Origin of the sequence: Escherichia sp. Marseille-Q3837 (genome assembly GCF_916618735.1) — a bacterium.
GTDB lineage: Bacteria > Pseudomonadota > Gammaproteobacteria > Enterobacterales > Enterobacteriaceae > Escherichia > Escherichia ruysiae.
Genome location: NZ_CAKAKC010000001.1, coordinates 3,782,096 through 3,800,901, shown reverse-complemented (window position 1 = coordinate 3,800,901; position 18,806 = coordinate 3,782,096). Strand labels below are relative to the sequence as shown.

The 18,806-nt window shown below is 51.4% G+C and carries 13 protein-coding genes; 8 read left to right on the top strand and 5 right to left on the bottom strand.

The features are described 5' to 3' along the window. Positions 1 to 42: 42 nt before the first annotated feature. Positions 43 to 936 (top strand): YcbJ family phosphotransferase, encoded by an 894-nt coding sequence (locus LG381_RS18440; RefSeq protein ID WP_000436930.1) that lies wholly within the window; start codon positions 43 to 45, stop codon positions 934 to 936. Here LG381_RS18440 and elyC read toward each other — a convergent pair. Next, positions 913 to 1,692, bottom strand: coding sequence for an envelope biogenesis factor ElyC (elyC, locus tag LG381_RS18435; protein WP_000899558.1), 780 nt, complete (start codon positions 1,690 to 1,692; stop codon positions 913 to 915). The genes LG381_RS18440 and elyC overlap by 24 nt on opposite strands. Positions 1,693 to 1,827: 135 nt before the next feature. Here elyC and cmoM point away from each other — a divergent pair, with 135 nt between their 5' ends. From cmoM to gloC, 7 genes are all read left to right on the top strand, one after another. Further along, entirely contained in the window at positions 1,828 to 2,613 is a 786-nt protein-coding gene (cmoM, locus tag LG381_RS18430) for a tRNA uridine 5-oxyacetic acid(34) methyltransferase CmoM (protein WP_010344470.1), read from the top strand. Continuing rightward, positions 2,610 to 3,932 (top strand): chromosome partition protein MukF, encoded by a 1,323-nt coding sequence (mukF, locus tag LG381_RS18425; protein ID WP_001288859.1) that lies wholly within the window; start codon positions 2,610 to 2,612, stop codon positions 3,930 to 3,932. Before cmoM ends, mukF begins: the two co-directional genes overlap by 4 nt. Beyond that, positions 3,913 to 4,617, top strand: a complete 705-nt coding sequence (gene mukE, locus LG381_RS18420; RefSeq protein WP_010344468.1) for a chromosome partition protein MukE — start codon at positions 3,913 to 3,915, stop codon at positions 4,615 to 4,617. Before mukF ends, mukE begins: the two co-directional genes overlap by 20 nt. Continuing rightward, the gene (gene mukB, locus LG381_RS18415) at positions 4,617 to 9,077 is read left to right on the top strand and encodes a chromosome partition protein MukB (RefSeq protein ID WP_225762739.1); all 4,461 of its coding nucleotides are present in this window, start codon (positions 4,617 to 4,619) and stop codon (positions 9,075 to 9,077) included. Before mukE ends, mukB begins: the two co-directional genes overlap by 1 nt. A 255-nt stretch (positions 9,078 to 9,332) precedes the next feature. Further along, complete coding sequence (ldtD, locus tag LG381_RS18410) at positions 9,333 to 11,180, top strand: L,D-transpeptidase (protein ID WP_000926032.1); 1,848 nt, start codon at positions 9,333 to 9,335, stop codon at positions 11,178 to 11,180. A gap of 180 nt (positions 11,181 to 11,360) precedes the next feature. After that, positions 11,361 to 11,909, top strand: a complete 549-nt coding sequence (locus LG381_RS18405; RefSeq protein WP_001516120.1) for a YcbK family protein — start codon at positions 11,361 to 11,363, stop codon at positions 11,907 to 11,909. A gap of 26 nt (positions 11,910 to 11,935) precedes the next feature. Further along, positions 11,936 to 12,583 (top strand): hydroxyacylglutathione hydrolase GloC, encoded by a 648-nt coding sequence (gene gloC, locus LG381_RS18400; RefSeq protein WP_001109462.1) that lies wholly within the window; start codon positions 11,936 to 11,938, stop codon positions 12,581 to 12,583. A gap of 221 nt (positions 12,584 to 12,804) precedes the next feature. On the opposite strand, the gene aspC is transcribed toward gloC, so the two are convergent. The 4 genes from aspC to pncB form a co-directional block, all read right to left on the bottom strand. Beyond that, positions 12,805 to 13,995 (bottom strand): aspartate transaminase, encoded by a 1,191-nt coding sequence (aspC, locus tag LG381_RS18395; RefSeq protein WP_032225483.1) that lies wholly within the window; start codon positions 13,993 to 13,995, stop codon positions 12,805 to 12,807. 184 nt (positions 13,996 to 14,179) lie between these two features. Next, on the bottom strand, positions 14,180 to 15,250 hold the full coding sequence (gene ompF / locus LG381_RS18390; RefSeq protein ID WP_000977930.1) for a porin OmpF: 1,071 nt from the start codon (positions 15,248 to 15,250) through the stop codon (positions 14,180 to 14,182). A gap of 602 nt (positions 15,251 to 15,852) precedes the next feature. Then, positions 15,853 to 17,253, bottom strand: a complete 1,401-nt coding sequence (asnS, locus tag LG381_RS18385) for an asparagine--tRNA ligase (protein WP_000117892.1) — start codon at positions 17,251 to 17,253, stop codon at positions 15,853 to 15,855. Between the two features lie 168 nt (positions 17,254 to 17,421). Further along, complete coding sequence (gene pncB, locus LG381_RS18380; RefSeq protein WP_225762738.1) at positions 17,422 to 18,624, bottom strand: nicotinate phosphoribosyltransferase; 1,203 nt, start codon at positions 18,622 to 18,624, stop codon at positions 17,422 to 17,424. Between the last annotated feature and the right edge of the window lie 182 nt (positions 18,625 to 18,806).

The following is an 18,806-nucleotide window of genomic DNA, read 5'->3' as shown; positions in this document are numbered from 1 at the left end:
GCGCTCATTATGAAGGCAGTAGCTTTTATGAGGGTAATCTGAATGGAACAGCTGCGTGCCGAATTAAGCCATTTACTGGGCGAAAAACTCAGTCGTATTGAGTGCGTCAATGAAAAAGCGGATACGGCGTTGTGGGCTTTGTATGACAGCCAGGGAAACCCAATGCCGTTAATGGCGAGAAGCTTTAGTACGCCAGGCCAAGCCCGCCAGTTGGCATGGAAGACCACCATGCTGGCGCGCAGCGGGACTGTTCGTATGCCAACCATCTATGGCGTGATGACACATGAAGAACATCCTGGCCCCGATGTCCTGTTACTGGAGCGGATGCGTGGTGTTTCTGTAGAAGCTCCCGCGCGTACACCGGAACGCTGGGAGCATCTGAAAGAGCAAATTGTTGAAGCTCTGCTGGCCTGGCATCGACAGGACAGTCGAGGTTGCGTCGGCGCAGTCGACAACACTCAGGAAAATTTCTGGCCCTCCTGGTATCGGCAACATGTTGAAGTGCTATGGACCACGCTCAATCAGTTCCATAACACCGGACTAACGATGCAGGATAAGCGTATCCTGTTCCGCACTCGCGAATGTCTTCCGGCCTTATTTGAAGGCTTTAACGACAATTGTGTGCTGATTCATGGCAATTTCTGTTTGCGCAGCATGTTGAAAGATTCTCGTAGCGATCAATTACTGGCGATGGTAGGGCCGGGCCTCATGCTTTGGGCGCCACGTGAGTATGAGCTGTTCCGGTTGATGGATAACACTCTGGCAGAAGATTTACTCTGGAGTTACCTGCAACGCGCGCCAGTGGCGGAGTCTTTCATCTGGCGGCGTTGGCTGTATGTGTTATGGGATGAAGTTGCGCAACTGGTCAATACTGGACGGTTTAGTCGGCGCAACTTCGATCTGGCATCAAAATCACTCCTTCCCTGGCTCGCCTGACGAACCTTTCAGCCACTGCCAGATGCGACCAAGCGTTTCATAGCCTACACGGTCGCTATGCATCAACCAGACCGGAGAGGGAATTGCCCGTTCCCACGGATTAAGCGGCGAGTCGATTGCCAGCTGATTCGCCGGGGCTGGCAGCGGATTCAGGCCTTCCTGCTGGAAAAAGATCATCGCGCGCGGCAAATGAGACGCAGATGTCACCAGCAGGAAAGGGGCGTCACCAATGGCCTGTTTCACTGCGGCTGCTTCTTCTTCGGTATCTTTTGGCAAATCCAGCGTAATAATTTGTTCACGCGGCACGCCCAGCGATTGCGCCACTCTGGCACCTACTTCCGCTGTACTCACCGTATTGGTTTTTGCTACGCCTCCCGTGAAGATCAGTTTTGATCCCGGATTCTCGCGCCATAAACGAATACCTTCATTCAGACGCGGCAAACTATTATTGATTAAATTTGAACTTGGTGCCCACTGCGGGTTCCAGGTATAACCACCTCCGAGCACCACGATATAGTCCACTTTTTGTGCATTATTCCATGTCGGATAAGTGCTTTCGATGGGACGCAGCAGGCGGTCGGCTACCGGTTGCAAACTTAATAACAAAAGCGCCAACCATCCTGCGCTAATAAATATCTTTCCAGTTTTTTGAAAACGGCTAAACCACAGTAGCACCAGACCCACACCGATAATCAACAACATTAGCGGAAGCGGCAGCAGCATACCGCCAATCACTTTTTTCAGTGTAAAAAGCATCCTTTCTGGTTCCTTTTTTAACCATATAGCGAGGGATCGACAGTGATATTACACCAGACGGGTTCATTCTCGCCGTGGCTGTGACAAAATAGCGCCTTTATCAGAAAACGTCTTAGCCAACCGGTGGAGAAAGCAATGCAGGATCGCAATTTTGATGACATTGCGGAAAAGTTTTCCCGTAACATTTACGGCACCACCAAAGGACAGCTTCGACAGGCTATTCTGTGGCAGGATCTCGATCGTGTGCTGGTGGATATGGAACCGCAAAAACTGCGTGTGCTGGATGCCGGTGGTGGAGAAGGACAGACCGCGATCAAAATGGCCGAACGAGGGCATCAGGTCATTTTATGCGATCTCTCCGCCCAGATGATCGACCGCGCAAAGCAGGCGGCAGACGCTAAAGGTGTGAGCGACAACATGCAATTTATACATTGCGCCGCTCAGGACGTTGCTTCGCATTTGGAAACGCCCGTTGATCTGATATTGTTCCATGCGGTGCTGGAATGGGTGGCTGATCCCCGCAGCGTATTGCAAACGTTGTGGTCAGTGTTGCGCCCAGGCGGCGTGTTGTCATTAATGTTCTACAATGCGCATGGCTTGCTGATGCATAACATGGTCGCAGGGAATTTTGATTACGTGCAGGCGGGAATGCCGAAAAAGAAAAAACGGACGCTTTCGCCAGACTATCCACGCGACCCGGCGCAGGTATATCAGTGGCTGGAAGAAGCTGGCTGGCAAATTATGGGTAAAACCGGCGTTCGCGTGTTTCATGATTATCTGCGTGAAAAGCACCAGCAGCGCGACTGCTACGAAGCATTACTTGAATTAGAAACGCGTTATTGCCGTCAGGAACCGTATATCAGCCTGGGGCGTTATATTCATGTCACCGCGCGCAAACCGCAGAGCAAGGATAAAGTATGAGTGAATTTTCCCAGACAGTCCCCGAACTGGTTGCCTGGGCCAGAAAAAATGACTTCTCCATCTCGCTGCCGGTAGACCGACTCTCTTTTCTGCTGGCGGTTGCCACGCTGAATGGCGAGCGTCTGGATGGTGAGATGAGTGAAGGCGAGCTGGTGGATGCATTCCGCCATGTGAGTGATGCGTTTGAGCAAACCAGCGAAACCATCGGCGTGCGCGCCAACAACGCGATCAACGACATGGTGCGTCAACGTCTGCTGAACCGCTTTACCAGTGAGCAGGCGGAAGGGAATGCTATATATCGTCTGACGCCGCTCGGCATAGGCATTACTGACTACTACATCCGTCAGCGTGAGTTTTCTACGCTACGTCTTTCTATGCAGTTGTCGATCGTTGCAGGCGAACTGAAGCGTGCGGCGGACGCGGCAGAAGAGGGCGGCGATGAGTTTCACTGGCACCGCAATGTCTATGCTCCGCTGAAATATTCGGTAGCAGAAATTTTCGACAGCATCGATCTAACGCAACGTCTGATGGATGAGCAGCAGCAGCAGGTGAAAGATGACATCGCTCAGTTGCTGAATAAAGACTGGCGCGCGGCGATCTCCAGCTGCGAATTGTTGCTTTCAGAAACCTCCGGTACGCTGCGTGAATTGCAGGATACGCTGGAAGCGGCAGGTGACAAATTGCAGGCTAACCTGTTGCGCATCCAGGATGCGACCATGACGCATGACGATCTGCATTTTGTCGATAGTCTGGTGTTCGATCTGCAAAGTAAGCTCGATCGTATTATCAGCTGGGGACAGCAATCTATCGACTTGTGGATTGGCTACGATCGCCACGTACACAAATTTATCCGTACTGCTATCGATATGGATAAAAACCGCGTCTTTGCTCAGCGGTTACGTCAGTCGGTACAAACCTATTTTGATGAACCGTGGGCGCTGACTTACGCTAATGCCGATCGTCTGTTGGATATGCGTGACGAAGAGATGGCGCTGCGCGACGAAGAAGTGACCGGGGAGCTTCCGCCAGATTTAGAGTACGAAGAGTTCAACGAGATCCGCGAACAACTGGCGGCGATCATCGAAGAACAGCTCGCCGTGTACAAAACCAGACAAGTACCGCTGGATCTTGGTCTGGTGGTACGCGAATATCTGGCGCAGTATCCACGTGCGCGTCACTTTGACGTTGCGCGTATTGTTATTGATCAGGCGGTACGCCTCGGCGTAGCGCAAGCAGATTTCACCGGACTGCCTGCGAAATGGCAGCCGATTAATGATTACGGAGCCAAGGTACAGGCGCATGTCATCGACAAATATTGAACAAGTGATGCCGGTTAAGCTGGCGCAGGCGCTGGCGAATCCGTTATTTCCGGCGCTGGATAGCGCCTTACGTTCAGGCCGTCATATTGGCCTCGACGAACTGGATAATCATGCATTCCTGATGGATTTTCAGGAATATCTGGAAGAGTTTTACGCACGTTATAACGTGGAGCTTATTCGCGCGCCGGAAGGTTTTTTCTATTTGCGCCCACGTTCTACCACTATTATCCCGCGCTCCGTATTGTCGGAACTGGACATGATGGTCGGGAAAATCCTCTGTTATCTCTATCTCAGCCCGGAACGGCTGGCGAACGAGGGGATTTTTACTCAGCAGGAACTGTATGATGAACTGCTCACCCTGGCTGATGAAGCGAAACTGCTGAAACTGGTAAACAACCGTTCTACCGGTTCGGACGTGGATCGCCAGAAGTTGCAGGAAAAAGTACGCTCTTCGCTCAACCGTCTGCGCCGCTTAGGCATGGTGTGGTTTATGGGGCACGACAGCAGCAAGTTCCGCATTACTGAATCGGTGTTCCGTTTCGGTGCGGATGTCCGTGCGGGCGACGATCCGCGCGAAGCCCAGCGTCGCCTGATTCGCGATGGTGAAGCTATGTCGCTGGAAAACCACCTGCAACTCAACGACGAAACTGAAGAGAATCAGCCAGATAGCGGAGAGGAAGAATAATGATTGAACGCGGTAAATTTCGCTCACTGACGCTGATTAACTGGAATGGCTTTTTTGCCCGTACCTTTGACCTTGATGAGCTGGTCACGACGCTTTCCGGCGGTAATGGTGCGGGTAAATCAACCACCATGGCGGCGTTCGTTACGGCGCTTATCCCCGACCTGACCTTATTGCACTTTCGTAACACCACGGAAGCCGGAGCCACCAGCGGTTCGCGCGATAAAGGCCTGCACGGTAAGTTAAAAGCGGGTGTCTGTTATTCAATGCTCGACACCATCAACTCGCGCCACCAGCGCGTGGTGGTTGGTGTGCGTCTACAACAGGTTGCCGGGCGCGATCGTAAAGTTGATATCAAACCGTTTGCCATTCAGGGGCTGCCGATGTCGGTGCAGCCGACGCAACTGGTGACCGAAACCCTGAACGAACGTCAGGCGCGCGTGCTGCCGCTTAACGAGCTGAAAGACAAACTCGAAGCGATGGAAGGCGTGCAGTTTAAGCAGTTCAACTCCATCACCGATTACCATTCGCTGATGTTCGATCTGGGCATCATCGCGCGTCGTCTGCGTTCTGCTTCTGATCGTAGTAAATTCTATCGTCTGATCGAAGCCTCGCTGTACGGCGGTATTTCCAGCGCCATTACCCGTTCTCTGCGCGACTACCTGCTGCCAGAAAACAGCGGTGTGCGTAAAGCGTTCCAGGACATGGAAGCGGCGCTGCGTGAAAACCGCATGACGCTGGAAGCGATTCGTGTCACCCAGTCTGACCGTGACTTGTTCAAGCATCTGATTAGCGAAGCCACCAACTACGTGGCGGCAGACTACATGCGTCACGCTAACGAGCGCCGTGTCCATCTCGACAAAGCTCTGGAGTTTCGTCGTGAGCTACACACTTCGCGTCAGCAACTGGCGGCGGAGCAGTACAAACACGTCGATATGGCGCGTGAGCTGGCAGAGCACAACGGTGCCGAAGGCGATCTGGAAGCGGATTATCAGGCGGCCAGCGATCACCTGAACCTGGTGCAGACTGCACTGCGTCAGCAGGAAAAGATCGAACGTTACGAAGCGGATCTCGATGAGCTGCAGATCCGTCTGGAAGAGCAAAACGAAGTGGTGGCAGAAGCCATCGAGCGCCAGGAAGAGAACGAAGCGCGTGCGGAAGCCGCCGAACTGGAAGTGGATGAGCTGAAAAGCCAGCTTGCTGACTACCAGCAGGCGCTGGACGTCCAGCAAACGCGCGCGATCCAGTACAACCAGGCGATTGCTGCGCTTAATCGTGCCAAAGAATTGTGTCATCTGCCGGACTTAACCGCCGACAGCGCCGCCGAATGGCTGGAAACCTTCCAGGCGAAAGAGCTGGAAGCGACCGAAAAAATGCTCTCTCTTGAGCAGAAAATGAGCATGGCGCAAACCGCGCACAGCCAGTTTGAGCAGGCTTATCAATTGGTAGTAGCAATCAACGGTCCGCTGGCGCGTAACGAAGCGTGGGAGGTCGCCCGCGAACTGCTGCGCGAAGGGGTCGATCAGCGCCACCTGGCAGAACAGGTTCAGCCGCTGCGGATGCGCTTAAGCGAACTGGAACAGCGTCTGCGCGAGCAGCAAGAAGCCGAACGCCTGCTGGCAGAATTCTGCAAACGTCAGGGCAAGAATTTCGATATCGACGAACTGGAAGCCCTGCATCAGGAGCTGGAAGCGCGCATTGCCTCTCTTTCTGACAGCGTGTCTAACGCCCGTGAAGAGCGCATGGCGCTGCGTCAGGAACAGGAACAACTACAATCACGCATTCAGAGTCTGATGCAGCGTGCGCCGGTTTGGCTGGCGGCGCAAAACAGCCTCAATCAGTTGAGTGAGCAGTGCGGTGAAGAGTTCACTTCCAGCCAGGACGTCACTGAATACATGCAACAGTTGCTGGAGCGTGAGCGCGAAGCGATTGTTGAACGTGACGAAGTGGGGGCACGCAAAAACGCCGTTGACGAAGAGATTGAGCGTTTAAGCCAGCCGGGCGGCTCTGAAGATCACCGCCTGAATGCGCTGGCAGAACGTTTTGGTGGCGTGCTGCTGTCAGAAATTTATGACGACGTTAGCCTTGAAGATGCGCCGTACTTCTCTGCACTCTATGGCCCGTCTCGTCACGCGATCGTCGTGCCGGATCTGTCGCAGATTGCCGAACAACTGGAAGGTTTAACCGATTGCCCGGAAGATCTCTATCTGATCGAAGGTGATCCGCAGTCGTTCGATGACAGTGTGTTCAGCGTTGATGAGCTGGAAAAAGCGGTAGTGGTGAAAGTTGCCGACCGTCAGTGGCGTTACTCTCGCTTCCCGGAAGTTCCTCTGTTTGGTCGTGCGGCGCGCGAAAGCCGCATTGAAAGCCTTCATGCTGAGCGTGAAGTGCTCTCTGAACGTTTTGCTACGCTCTCCTTTGATGTACAGAAAACCCAGCGTTTGCATCAGGCATTTAGCCGCTTTATCGGCAGCCATCTGGCGGTGGCGTTTGAGTCCGATCCGGAAGCCGAAATCCGCCAACTCAACAGCCGTCGCGTCGAACTGGAGCGGGCGTTGAGTAATCATGAAAATGATAACCAGCAGCAACGTATTCAGTTTGAGCAGGCGAAAGAGGGCGTTACCGCGCTGAACCGCATTCTGCCGCGTCTCAACCTGCTGGCTGATGACAGCCTGGCAGATCGCGTCGATGAAATCCGCGAACGTCTGGATGAAGCCCAGGAAGCCGCGCGTTTTGTTCAGCAGTTCGGTAATCAACTGGCGAAACTGGAGCCGATGGTTTCAGTATTGCAGAACGACCCTGAACAATTCGAACAGTTAAAAGAAGATTACGCGTACTCCCAGCAGATGCAGCGCGATGCCCGTCAGCAGGCATTTGCCCTGACTGAAGTTGTGCAGCGTCGTGCGCACTTTAGCTACTCCGACTCGGCAGAAATGCTCAGCGGTAACAGCGATCTCAACGAAAAACTGCGTGAACGTCTGGAGCAGGCAGAGGCGGAACGTACCCGCGCTCGTGAAGCGTTGCGTGGTCATGCAGCGCAGTTGAGCCAGTACAACCAGGTACTGGCCTCGCTGAAAAGTTCTTACGACACCAAAAAAGAGCTGCTTAACGATCTGCAACGCGAATTGCAGGATATCGGTGTGCGTGCCGATAGCGGGGCAGAAGAACGGGCGCGCATTCGCCGTGACGAACTACATGCGCAACTGAGCAATAACCGTTCTCGTCGCAACCAACTGGAAAAAGCACTTACCTTCTGCGAAGCGGAGATGGACAACCTGACCCGCAAACTGCGCAAGCTGGAACGTGATTACTTTGAGATGCGCGAGCAGGTGGTGACCGCTAAAGCGGGCTGGTGTGCAGTCATGCGCATGGTGAAAGATAACGGTGTTGAGCGTCGCTTGCACCGTCGCGAGCTGGCTTATCTCTCCGCTGATGATTTGCGTTCCATGTCGGATAAGGCGTTAGGTGCGCTGCGTCTGGCGGTAGCGGATAACGAACATCTACGCGACGTGCTGCGTATGTCGGAAGATCCAAAACGTCCGGAACGTAAAATTCAGTTCTTCGTGGCGGTTTACCAGCATCTGCGTGAACGTATTCGTCAGGATATTATTCGTACCGATGATCCGGTTGAAGCTATCGAGCAGATGGAAATCGAACTTAGCCGTCTGACCGAAGAGTTAACTTCCCGCGAACAGAAACTGGCGATCAGTTCTCGCAGCGTGGCAAACATCATTCGTAAAACCATTCAGCGCGAGCAGAACCGCATCCGTATGCTCAACCAGGGATTGCAGAACGTTTCGTTCGGTCAGGTGAACAGCGTGCGTCTGAACGTGAACGTGCGTGAAACTCACGCCATGCTGCTGGATGTCCTTTCTGAACAGCATGAACAACATCAGGATCTATTTAACAGCAACCGTCTGACCTTCTCGGAAGCCCTGGCGAAACTGTATCAGCGTCTTAACCCGCAGATTGATATGGGCCAGCGCACACCGCAGACCATTGGTGAAGAACTGCTGGATTACCGCAACTACCTGGAGATGGAAGTTGAGGTTAACCGTGGTTCCGATGGCTGGTTGCGTGCGGAATCGGGCGCACTATCTACCGGTGAAGCAATTGGTACAGGTATGTCGATTCTGGTGATGGTGGTACAGAGCTGGGAAGATGAATCACGCCGACTGCGCGGTAAAGACATTTCTCCTTGCCGCCTGCTGTTCCTCGATGAAGCAGCGCGACTGGATGCTCGTTCTATCGCCACGCTGTTTGAATTGTGTGAGCGTTTGCAAATGCAGCTCATCATCGCGGCGCCAGAAAATATTAGCCCGGAGAAAGGCACCACCTACAAACTGGTGCGTAAGGTATTCCAGAATACCGAGCACGTTCATGTGGTTGGTTTACGTGGCTTTGCGCCGCAGCTTCCAGAAACGCTTCCAGGGGCTGACGAAGCGTCTTCCCAGGCAAGTTAAGATTAAGGCGGCAGCGATGTCGCCTTTTTTCAGAAAACTCCGTTTCTGCACTAAAAAAATGCCGCATTACGGCGCGCTTTTCTTTAAACTTCTTTACATTAGGTTGTGTAAAAACGTATCGGTGTTTATATACTGAAGGTAAGCCTGATAAGTAACAGGCTTGCTCGTCATACTTTCGTGAGTATTGGCGTTGTACAGGCAAGTAGAGAAAAGCAGCCTGGCTATTCAAAGTATGATAAAAACAGGGGGCAAGGGATGTTGCTTAACATGATGTGTGGTCGTCGGCTTTCGGCAATAAGTTTGTGTCTGGCCGTAACATTCGCTCCACTGTTCAGTGTGCAGGCTGATGAGCCTGAAGTAATCCCTGGCGACAGCCCGGTGGCTGTTAGCGAACAGGGAGATGCACTGCCGCAAGCGCAAGCTACGGCAATTATGGCGGGACTTCAGCCGCTACCAGAGGGTGCGGCGGAAAACGCTCGCACACAAATCGAATCTCAATTACCCGCAGGTTATAAGCCGGTTTATCTTAACCAGCTTCAACTGCTGTATGCCGCACGTGACATGCAGCCTATGTGGGAAAACCGTGATGCGGTAAAAGCCTTCCAGCAGCAACTGGCGGAAGTGGCGATTGCCGGTTTTCAGCCGCAGTTTAATAAATGGGTAGAGTTACTGACTGATCCTGGCGTTAACGGTCTGGCACGCGACGTAGTGCTGTCGGATGCAATGCTGGGCTATCTCCATTTCGTTGCCAACATTCCGGTCAAAGGTACGCACTGGTTGTACAGCAGTAAACCTTATGCGCTCTCTACACCACCGCTCTCGGTCATTAACCAATGGCAGGTGGCGCTAAATAATGGTCAGTTGCCAACGTTTGTTGCAGGACTGGCTCCGCAGCATCCGCAATATGCCGCGATGCATGAATCTTTATTGACCTTACTCAGCGATACGAAACCGTGGCCACAACTGACCGGTAAAGCAACGCTGCGTCCTGGCCAGTGGAGTAATGACGTACCAGCACTGCGCGAGATTTTGCAGCGTACGGGAATGCTCGAAGGCGGGCCGAAAATTGCGCTCCCTGGCGATGAAACACCCGCAGATGCAGTCGTGAGTCCGTCCGCCGTTGCCGTCGAAACAGCAGAAACTAAGCCGATGGACAGGCAAACTACGGCTCGCAGTAAACCTGCGCCAGCCGTACGCGCTGCCTACGATAATGAGCTGGTGGAAGCCGTTAAACGTTTTCAGGCATGGCAAGGATTGGGAGCCGATGGCGCTATTGGTCCGGCAACTCGGGACTGGTTAAATGTAACGCCAGCCCAGCGTGCAGGTGTGCTGGCACTCAACATCCAGCGTTTACGCTTGCTGCCTGCGGAGCTTTCTACTGGCATCATGGTCAATATACCCGCCTATTCTTTGGTCTATTACCAGAACGGTAATCAGGTGCTGGACTCGCGGGTGATTGTCGGCCGTCCTGACCGCAAAACACCGATGATGAGCAGTGCTTTAAACAATGTGGTGGTGAATCCGCCGTGGAACGTACCGCCGACGCTGGCACGCAAAGATATTCTGCCGAAAGTGCGTAACGATCCGGGTTATCTGGAAAGTCATGGCTATACGGTGATGCGCGGCTGGAACAGCAAAGAAGCGATTGATCCGTGGCAGGTTGACTGGTCAACGATTACCGCCTCGAATTTACCGTTCCGCTTCCAGCAAGCTCCTGGCCCACGAAATTCGCTAGGACGGTATAAATTTAATATGCCGAGTTCAGACGCTATCTACTTGCATGACACGCCTAATCACAATCTGTTCAAGCGTGATACACGCGCGTTAAGCTCAGGGTGTGTGCGGGTGAATAAGGCATCTGATCTGGCAAATATGCTGTTGCAGGATGCAGGCTGGAATGACAAGCGTATTTCCGACGCCCTGAAGCAGGGAGATACCCGTTACGTCAATATCCGTCAGTCGATCCCGGTTAATCTCTACTACCTGACCGCTTTTGTCGGTGCAGATGGTCGTACTCAATATCGTACAGATATTTACAATTATGATCTGCCTGCGCGATCCAGCTCGCAAATTGTATCGAAAGCGGAACAATTAATCAGATAAATGAAGTAGTTCGGGTAAATCAGTTGTCGTAATAATTGGCAAAATTGGGGGCTATTCTCGCTAGCCCCCATCACTGCTGGGATTGAGTCATCTTGACGTTAGCTTTATGCGCGGTTAAGGTGCCTCTTGTGCGCCAGAAGTGCATATAAACGATAACATTGACCTGTAGACTTGATTATCATGGACAAATTCGACGCTAATCGCCGTAAACTGCTGGCGCTTGGTGGCGTTGCACTTGGTGCCGCCATCTTGCCGACCCCTGCGTTTGCGACACTCTCTACCCCACGTCCGCGTATTTTGACACTCAACAATCTCCATACCGGAGAGTCCATTAAAGCGGAGTTTTTCGATGGCAGAGGCTATATTCAGGAAGAATTGGCAAAACTAAACCATTTTTTCCGCGATTTCCGCGCGAACAAAATAAAGTCCATCGACCCAGGATTATTCGACCAGTTGTATCGCCTGCAAGGGCTGTTAGGCACCCGCAAACCGGTGCAACTCATTTCCGGTTATCGCTCCATTGATACCAACAATGAACTACGCGCGCACAGCCGTGGGGTAGCGAAGAAAAGCTATCACACCAAAGGCCAGGCGATGGATTTCCATATTGAAGGTGTCGCGTTAAGCAATATTCGCAAAGCAGCGTTATCTATGCGTGCAGGTGGTGTAGGATATTACCCACGTAGTAACTTTGTGCATATTGATACCGGGCCAGCACGGCACTGGTAACAATCGCTTAACAAAACAGGGGCAGTATGAATTATCGTATTATTCCGGTCACTGCATTCTCCCAGAACTGCTCATTGATCTGGTGTGAACAAACTCGCCTGGCTGCACTGGTTGATCCTGGCGGCGATGCGGAAAAAATCAAACAGGAAGTTGATGCCAGCGGCCTGACGCTAATGCAGATCCTGCTGACGCATGGTCACCTTGATCATGTTGGCGCGGCGGCGGAACTGGCGCAACATTACGGCGTGCCGGTTCTTGGGCCGGAAAAAGAAGATGAGTTCTGGCTGCAAGGCTTGCCTGCGCAAAGCCGTATGTTCGGTCTGGAGGAGTGTCAGCCACTAACGCCGGATCGTTGGCTGAACGAAGGCGACACTATCAGCATAGGGAATGTGACTTTACAGGTGTTACATTGCCCTGGGCATACGCCGGGTCATGTGGTCTTCTTTGATAATCAGTCAAAACTACTCATTTCTGGCGACGTTATTTTCAAAGGCGGAGTAGGGCGCAGTGACTTCCCTCGTGGTGACCATAATCAACTGATCTCTTCGATTAAAGATAAACTGCTGCCACTGGGCGATGACGTGACATTTATTCCGGGTCACGGGCCATTATCCACTCTTGGTTATGAGCGCCTGCATAATCCCTTCCTGCAAGACGAAATGCCCGTCTGGTAAAGGCATATAAAAAAGCCCGCTTTCAATGCGGGCCTGGATTTCTGGCAAAGTGCGCTTTGTTTATGCCGGATGCGGCGCGAGCGCCTTATCCGGCCTACAAAATCGTGCAAATTCAAAATATTGCAGGGGACGCGTAGGCCTGATAAGCGTAGCGCATCAGGCAATGCTGCGTTTGTCAGCAACCTCAGCCCGCTTTCAGCGGGCTTCATTGGTTTTAATGCTTACAGCACAGCCACAATCGCTTCGCACAGCGGAGCCATGTTGTCTGGCGTCATCCCGGCTACGTTAACACGACCGGAAGCCACCGCATACACGCCAAACTCTTCACGCAGACGCAGTACCTGTTCTTTAGTCAGACCGCTAAAGGAGAACATGCCATTCTGTTTGATGATGAAACTGAAGTCGCGGTTTGCACCTTTCTCCTGCAACGTATTAACGAACAACTGACGCATACGCTGAATGCGCTGGCGCATATCGGTCAGCTCTTGTTCCCAAATCGCACGTAACGCATCGTTGCTCAGGATGGTGGCAACAACCGAAGCGCCGTGTGCTGGTGGGTTAGAGTAGTTAGCGCGAATCGCCGCTTTCATTTGGCTGAATGCGCGATCAACGGTTTCACTGTCAGCAGCAACCAGAGTACAAGCGCCAACGCGCTCGTTGTACAGGCCAAAGTTTTTAGAGTAGGAACTGGCGACGATCAGTTCTTTATGCAGACCAGCGAAAACGCGCAGACCTTCAGCATCTTCTTCCAGACCGCGAGCAAAACCCTGGTAAGCGAAGTCAAACAGCGGTAACCAGCCTTTCTCAACGGAAAGCTGCGCCAGCGTTTGCCATTGCTCCAGTGTAGGATCGATACCGGTTGGGTTATGGCAACAGCCATGGAACAGCACTACGTCGCCAGCCTGAGCTTCGTTCAGGCTGTTAATCAGTGCATCGAAGTCAAGGGTGTGATTTTCCGCATCATAATAAGCGTATTCACGAACTTCCAGACCTGCAGAGTTAAAGACGCTCTTATGGTTCGGCCAGCTTGGGTTGCTTACCCACACACGCTTAACGCTGGTATTTTTTGCCAGGAAATCGGCAGCCACGCGTAGTGCGCCAGTGCCACCCGGAGTCTGTGCTGTGCGAGCACGTTTGTCATTGATCAGGGCGCTACCTTTACCAAACAGCAGTTCCTGAGTGCAGCGACCAAATTCAGGGATGCCGTCAATGCCGAGGTAGTTTTTGGTGGTTTCATTTTCGAGCAGATACTGTTCAGCCTTTTTAACGCTGGTCAGCACCGGGGTTTTGCCCGTCTCATCTTTATAGACACCAATCCCAAGGTTAATTTTGCCGGGACGTTCATCGGCACGAAACAGATCGGCCAGACCCAGAATTGGGTCGGCAGGAGCGGCGGTAATGTTCTCAAACATGACGAGGTTCCATTATGGTTACAGAAGGGAAGTCCGCTATCAGGGTAACGGGAGATTTACAAAATTCCAACTATTACTGATGAAAACGCCGACTGTTTTTGCAAGACGTGAGATTGCTCTGGAAGGCATAAAAAAAACAGGACCAAAGTCCTGTTTTTTCGGCATTTAACAAAGAGGTCTGCTATTAGAACTGGTAAACGATACCCACAGCAACGGTGTCGTCTGAACCTACGCCCAGTTTGTTGTCAGAATCGATCTGGTTGATGATGTAGTCAACGTAGGTGGACATGTTTTTGTTGAAGTAGTAGGTTGCGCCCACTTCAAAGTAGTTCACCAGATCAACATCACCGATACCTTCTACGTCTTTCGCTTTAGATTTGGTGTAAGCGATGGACGGACGCAGACCGAAATCGAACTGGTATTGTGCAACTAACAGAACGTCTTGTGTTTTGTTGGCAAAGCCGCCAGTGATCGGCGTAGCGTTACGGGTTTCACCGTAGTTTGCCGCCAGGTAGATGTTGTTTGCATCATACTTCAGGCCAGTAGCCCACTGTTCAGCTTTTTTACCCTGGCCAAGAGGCTGAGCTTCCTGCAAGTTGGTGCGGTCAGCAGCACCATAAGCACCAACGATACCAAAGCCTTCGAATTCGTAGCTGATGGAGCCGCCAACACCGTCGCCGTTAGAACGACGTGCGGTGTCACGTTCGTTTTTACCCAGGTACTGAACAGCGAAATTCAGGCCGTCAACCAGACCAAAGAAGTTGGAGTTACGGTAAGTTGCAACGCCGCCAACACGGCCAACGAAGAAGTCATCGCTGTATGCAGTGTCACCACCAAACTCTGGCAGCATATCGGTGTAACCCAGTGCATCATAAACAACACCATAGTTACGACCGTAATCGATTGAGCCAGCATCAGCAAATTTCAGACCAGCGAACGCCAGACGGGTTTTATTGCCATTTTGGGCATCAGAACCCTCAGAGTTGTTACCCTGGAAGTTGTATTCCCACTGACCGTAACCGGTCAGGTCGGAATTGATTTGAGTTTCCCCTTTAAAACCAAGACGGGCATAGGTCATATCGCCATTGCCACCGTAACTGTTTTCACCGTTACCCTTGGAAAAATAGTGCAGACCGACAGCTTTACCGTACAGATCTACTTTGTTGCCATCTTTGTTATAGATTTCTGCAGCGTTTGCAGTACCTGCTACTAACAGAGCAGGGACGATCACTGCCAGAATGTTGCGCTTCATCATTATTTATTACCCTCATGGTTTTTTTTATGACACCTGCCACTGCCGTCAATAAGTTTCGTCAATAAATATTTACGGAGCTATTGATGAAAGTTTGGTGTCTTTATGTATCTGCAGGCATCTTTCCATTCAAACTAACGTTTCGCTACCGTGAAAGTGCTACAAATATAAAGATATAGTTACAAAAAGAAAAAATATGTAACCAAAGGTAAATTTTAAGGAACTTTGTGAACGCCGTCATATTTCCATTAGACTTTAATGATATTTGCAGAGAGTTTGATCTATATATATGATTTCCTTATATTAAATTTAGCTAAACGAAAATTTTCGCTCTGATAATTCCTCTCAGTGGCTTCGCTAAAACACAGGTTCAGACGTCCAGAAAGCCAATAAGAAGTATAAAAATTGTGCTATCAGCTAAGAAATAACTAATCCGCAATAAGAATGCGGATTATTTTTTGTTCATAAATATTACGTGGAAATATTACGTAACAGGAAGGTTGTTGTGACAGGGTTGCAAATAGATTGATTGACTTAACAAACAGATAACTTGACAGAAGGGAATAGAAAAGAGCCAGCGGGCGCTGGCTCTCGGAAAAACTAAATTAGAAGCTGGCGTTACGCGGAGTACGCGGGAACGGAATCACGTCACGCACGTTTTGCACACCAGTCACGTAGGCGATCAGACGTTCAAAACCAAGACCGAAACCGGAATGCGGAACAGTACCGTAGCGACGCAGATCGCGATACCACCAGTAATCTTCTTTGTTCAGGCCCATCTCCAGCATACGCTCGTCCAGTACGTCCAGACGTTCTTCACGCTGTGAACCACCAATGATCTCACCGATGCCCGGAGCCAGAACGTCCATAGCCGCAACGGTTTTACCGTCTTCGTTGAGGCGCATATAGAACGCTTTAATATCTTTCGGATAGTTTTTCACCACGACCGGCGCTTTAAAGTGTTCTTCTGCCAGGTAACGCTCATGCTCGGAAGAGAGATCCACGCCCCAGTAAACCGGGTTTTCAAATTTCTTACCGCAATTTTCGAGGATGGTTACCGCATCGGTGTAATCAACCTGCGCAAAGTCGGCTTCAATGAAGCGTTCCAGACGGCTGACAGCATCTTTATCTACGCGTTCAGCGAAGAATTTCATGTCGTCTGCACGTTCTTCGAGAACCGCTTTGAAGACATATTTCAGCATGGCTTCAGCCAGACCGGCGATATCGTTCAGGTTAGCAAACGCCACTTCCGGCTCCAGCATCCAGAATTCCGCAAGGTGACGGCTGGTGTTGGAGTTTTCTGCACGGAAAGTCGGGCCGAAGGTATAAATTTTGGACAATGCGCAAGCGTAGGTTTCACCGTTCAACTGACCAGATACGGTCAGGAAAGACTCTTTACCGAAGAAGTCTTTGTCGAAATCCACTTTGCCCTGATCGTTACGCGGCAGGTTTTCCAGATCCAGCGTTGAAACGCGGAACATTTCGCCAGCGCCTTCGGTATCAGATGCGGTAATCAGTGGCGTTGAAACCCAGAAGAATCCCTGCTCGTTAAAGAAGCGATGCAGCGCCTGTGCCAGCGTGTGGCGAACGCGCGCAACAGCGCCAATCAGGTTGGTACGTGGACGCAGGTGAGCGACTTCACGCAGATACTCAATGCTGTGGCGCTTTGCTGCCATCGGGTAAGTATCTGGATCTTCAACCCAGCCGGCAACTTCAACGTTGCTGGCCTGAATTTCAAATTGTTGCCCCTGACCCGGCGACGCCACGACTTTACCCGTCACAATGACCGAGCAACCGGTGGTCAGACGCAGGACGTCTTCATTGTAATTGGGCAGAGAATTATTGATGACAGCCTGTACAGGATCAAAGCAGGAACCGTCATAAACGGCGAGGAAGGAGATGCCAGCTTTTGAATCTCGGCGGGTACGCACCCATCCGCGCACGGTGACTTCGCTGTCAACGGCTACGCGGCCCTGGAGTACGTCGGCTACAGGCACAACGCTCATAATATTCTCTCTGTTAATAGTCGGAAAAAATAAACACTTGTCCACCCGTCAATGGGGGGATACCTATGTTACCTGGCATCTGCAATCAGACAAGCAGAATTCGCAGATGGGACAAAAGATTTCGGAATAAAAGGCAAAAAAGGGAGCCGTTATGGCTCCCTGATGATATTAACTGGCTTTTTTAATATGCGGAAGGTCGAACGCTTTACGCAGCGCACGGACAAACGCTTTGTCATGGCAGATAGTTTTGCCAGGGCTGTCAGAAAGTTTCGCCACCGGTTTACCGTTACACTCCACCAGCTTAATCACAATATTCAGTGGTTTGACCTGGGGGATATCGCAGGTCAGGCGTGTACCGATACCAAAACTTAATTGCACACGGGAAGAGAAGTGGCGATAAAGCTCGACCGCTTTGCGTAAATCCAGATTGTCAGAGAAAACCAGCGTTTTGCTCTGCGGATCAATTCCCAGCTTCTCATAATGTGCAATGGCTTTTTCGCCCCATTCTACCGGGTCGCCGGAATCATGGCGAAGCCCCTGGTAACGACTGGCAAATTCCACGCCGAAATCACGCAGAAAGGCATCCATAGTAATGCAGTCGGTTAACGCAATGCCAAGTTGGTCAGGATATTCTTCCAGCCACGCAGCAAGTGCAGCGCGCTGACTATTGGCAAGATCCGGGCTGATTTGTTGATGCGCCTGGAACCATTCATGCGCCTGTGTTCCCATCGGGGTGAGGGAAAGCCGACGTGCCAGATCGTAGTTACTGGTGCCAACGAACCAGGGTTCCTGTTGCAAACGTTTAACGATGGTTTCTTGTACTTCGCGGGAAAAACGGCGACGAGTGCCGAAATCCATCAGATGGAAGCGCGACATCTCGAGATCGGCGGTTAATGCCGAAAAGTCGACTAATTTGCTTTCCAGGGTATCGAGGGCTTGCGCAACGTCGGCCTGCGGTGAGCGATAGCGATGTACCAGTTCACTGATGACCGCCAGTAGAGGAACTTCCCAGAGGATGACTTCACGCCACGGGCCGCTTAAACGAATATCCAGCTTACCGTTATCGTTGGTGACGGTGACCTGTTCCGGGTTAAAGCGGAACTCGCGTAGCCAGTTGAGATAGTCGGCCTTAAAAAAAGGCAGGGCAGAGAGCCATTGATATTCATCATCCTGCAGGCGCAGGTGCTGCATCGCCTGAACCTGTTCACGAATAGCATCGGCATAAATACCCAGCAGATCGTCACCTCGGCAACGAAACTCCGCCGCGACATGCACATCATAATAGTGATGAAACACGGCTTGCTGCATATGCAACTTATAAGCATCTGTATCCAGCAACGAGTGCAGAACAGGAGAAGCGAATTGTGTCATAGGTGCGCAGTAGCGTCCTCGTACGGGAGCGTTTAGTACAATAAACATCTTCAGGAACTGCTGGAGTATACCTTGTTTCGCAATTTATTGAACCCCGATCACACCATATGCCACCTTTATGGTCGATGGCATTGCGCACCTTATGTTATAAAAATGTAGCAATAAAAGCGTTTGTACCTGAA

Bases quoted from the DNA above. Each gene is read 5' to 3' on its own strand.
- mukF (WP_001288859.1), top strand. From the start codon at position 2,610: ATGAGTGAATTTTCCCAGACAGTCCCCGAACTGGTTGCCTGGGCCAGA.
- ldtD (WP_000926032.1), top strand. From the start codon at position 9,333: ATGTTGCTTAACATGATGTGTGGTCGTCGGCTTTCGGCAATAAGTTTG.
- cmoM (WP_010344470.1), top strand. From the start codon at position 1,828: ATGCAGGATCGCAATTTTGATGACATTGCGGAAAAGTTTTCCCGTAAC.
- LG381_RS18440 (WP_000436930.1), top strand. From the start codon at position 43: ATGGAACAGCTGCGTGCCGAATTAAGCCATTTACTGGGCGAAAAACTC.
- gloC (WP_001109462.1), top strand. From the start codon at position 11,936: ATGAATTATCGTATTATTCCGGTCACTGCATTCTCCCAGAACTGCTCA.
- asnS (WP_000117892.1), bottom strand. From the start codon at position 17,253: ATGAGCGTTGTGCCTGTAGCCGACGTACTCCAGGGCCGCGTAGCCGTT.
- ompF (WP_000977930.1), bottom strand. From the start codon at position 15,250: ATGATGAAGCGCAACATTCTGGCAGTGATCGTCCCTGCTCTGTTAGTA.
- LG381_RS18405 (WP_001516120.1), top strand. From the start codon at position 11,361: ATGGACAAATTCGACGCTAATCGCCGTAAACTGCTGGCGCTTGGTGGC.
- aspC (WP_032225483.1), bottom strand. From the start codon at position 13,995: ATGTTTGAGAACATTACCGCCGCTCCTGCCGACCCAATTCTGGGTCTG.
- mukB (WP_225762739.1), top strand. From the start codon at position 4,617: ATGATTGAACGCGGTAAATTTCGCTCACTGACGCTGATTAACTGGAAT.
- pncB (WP_225762738.1), bottom strand. From the start codon at position 18,624: ATGACACAATTCGCTTCTCCTGTTCTGCACTCGTTGCTGGATACAGAT.
- mukE (WP_010344468.1), top strand. From the start codon at position 3,913: ATGTCATCGACAAATATTGAACAAGTGATGCCGGTTAAGCTGGCGCAG.
- elyC (WP_000899558.1), bottom strand. From the start codon at position 1,692: ATGCTTTTTACACTGAAAAAAGTGATTGGCGGTATGCTGCTGCCGCTT.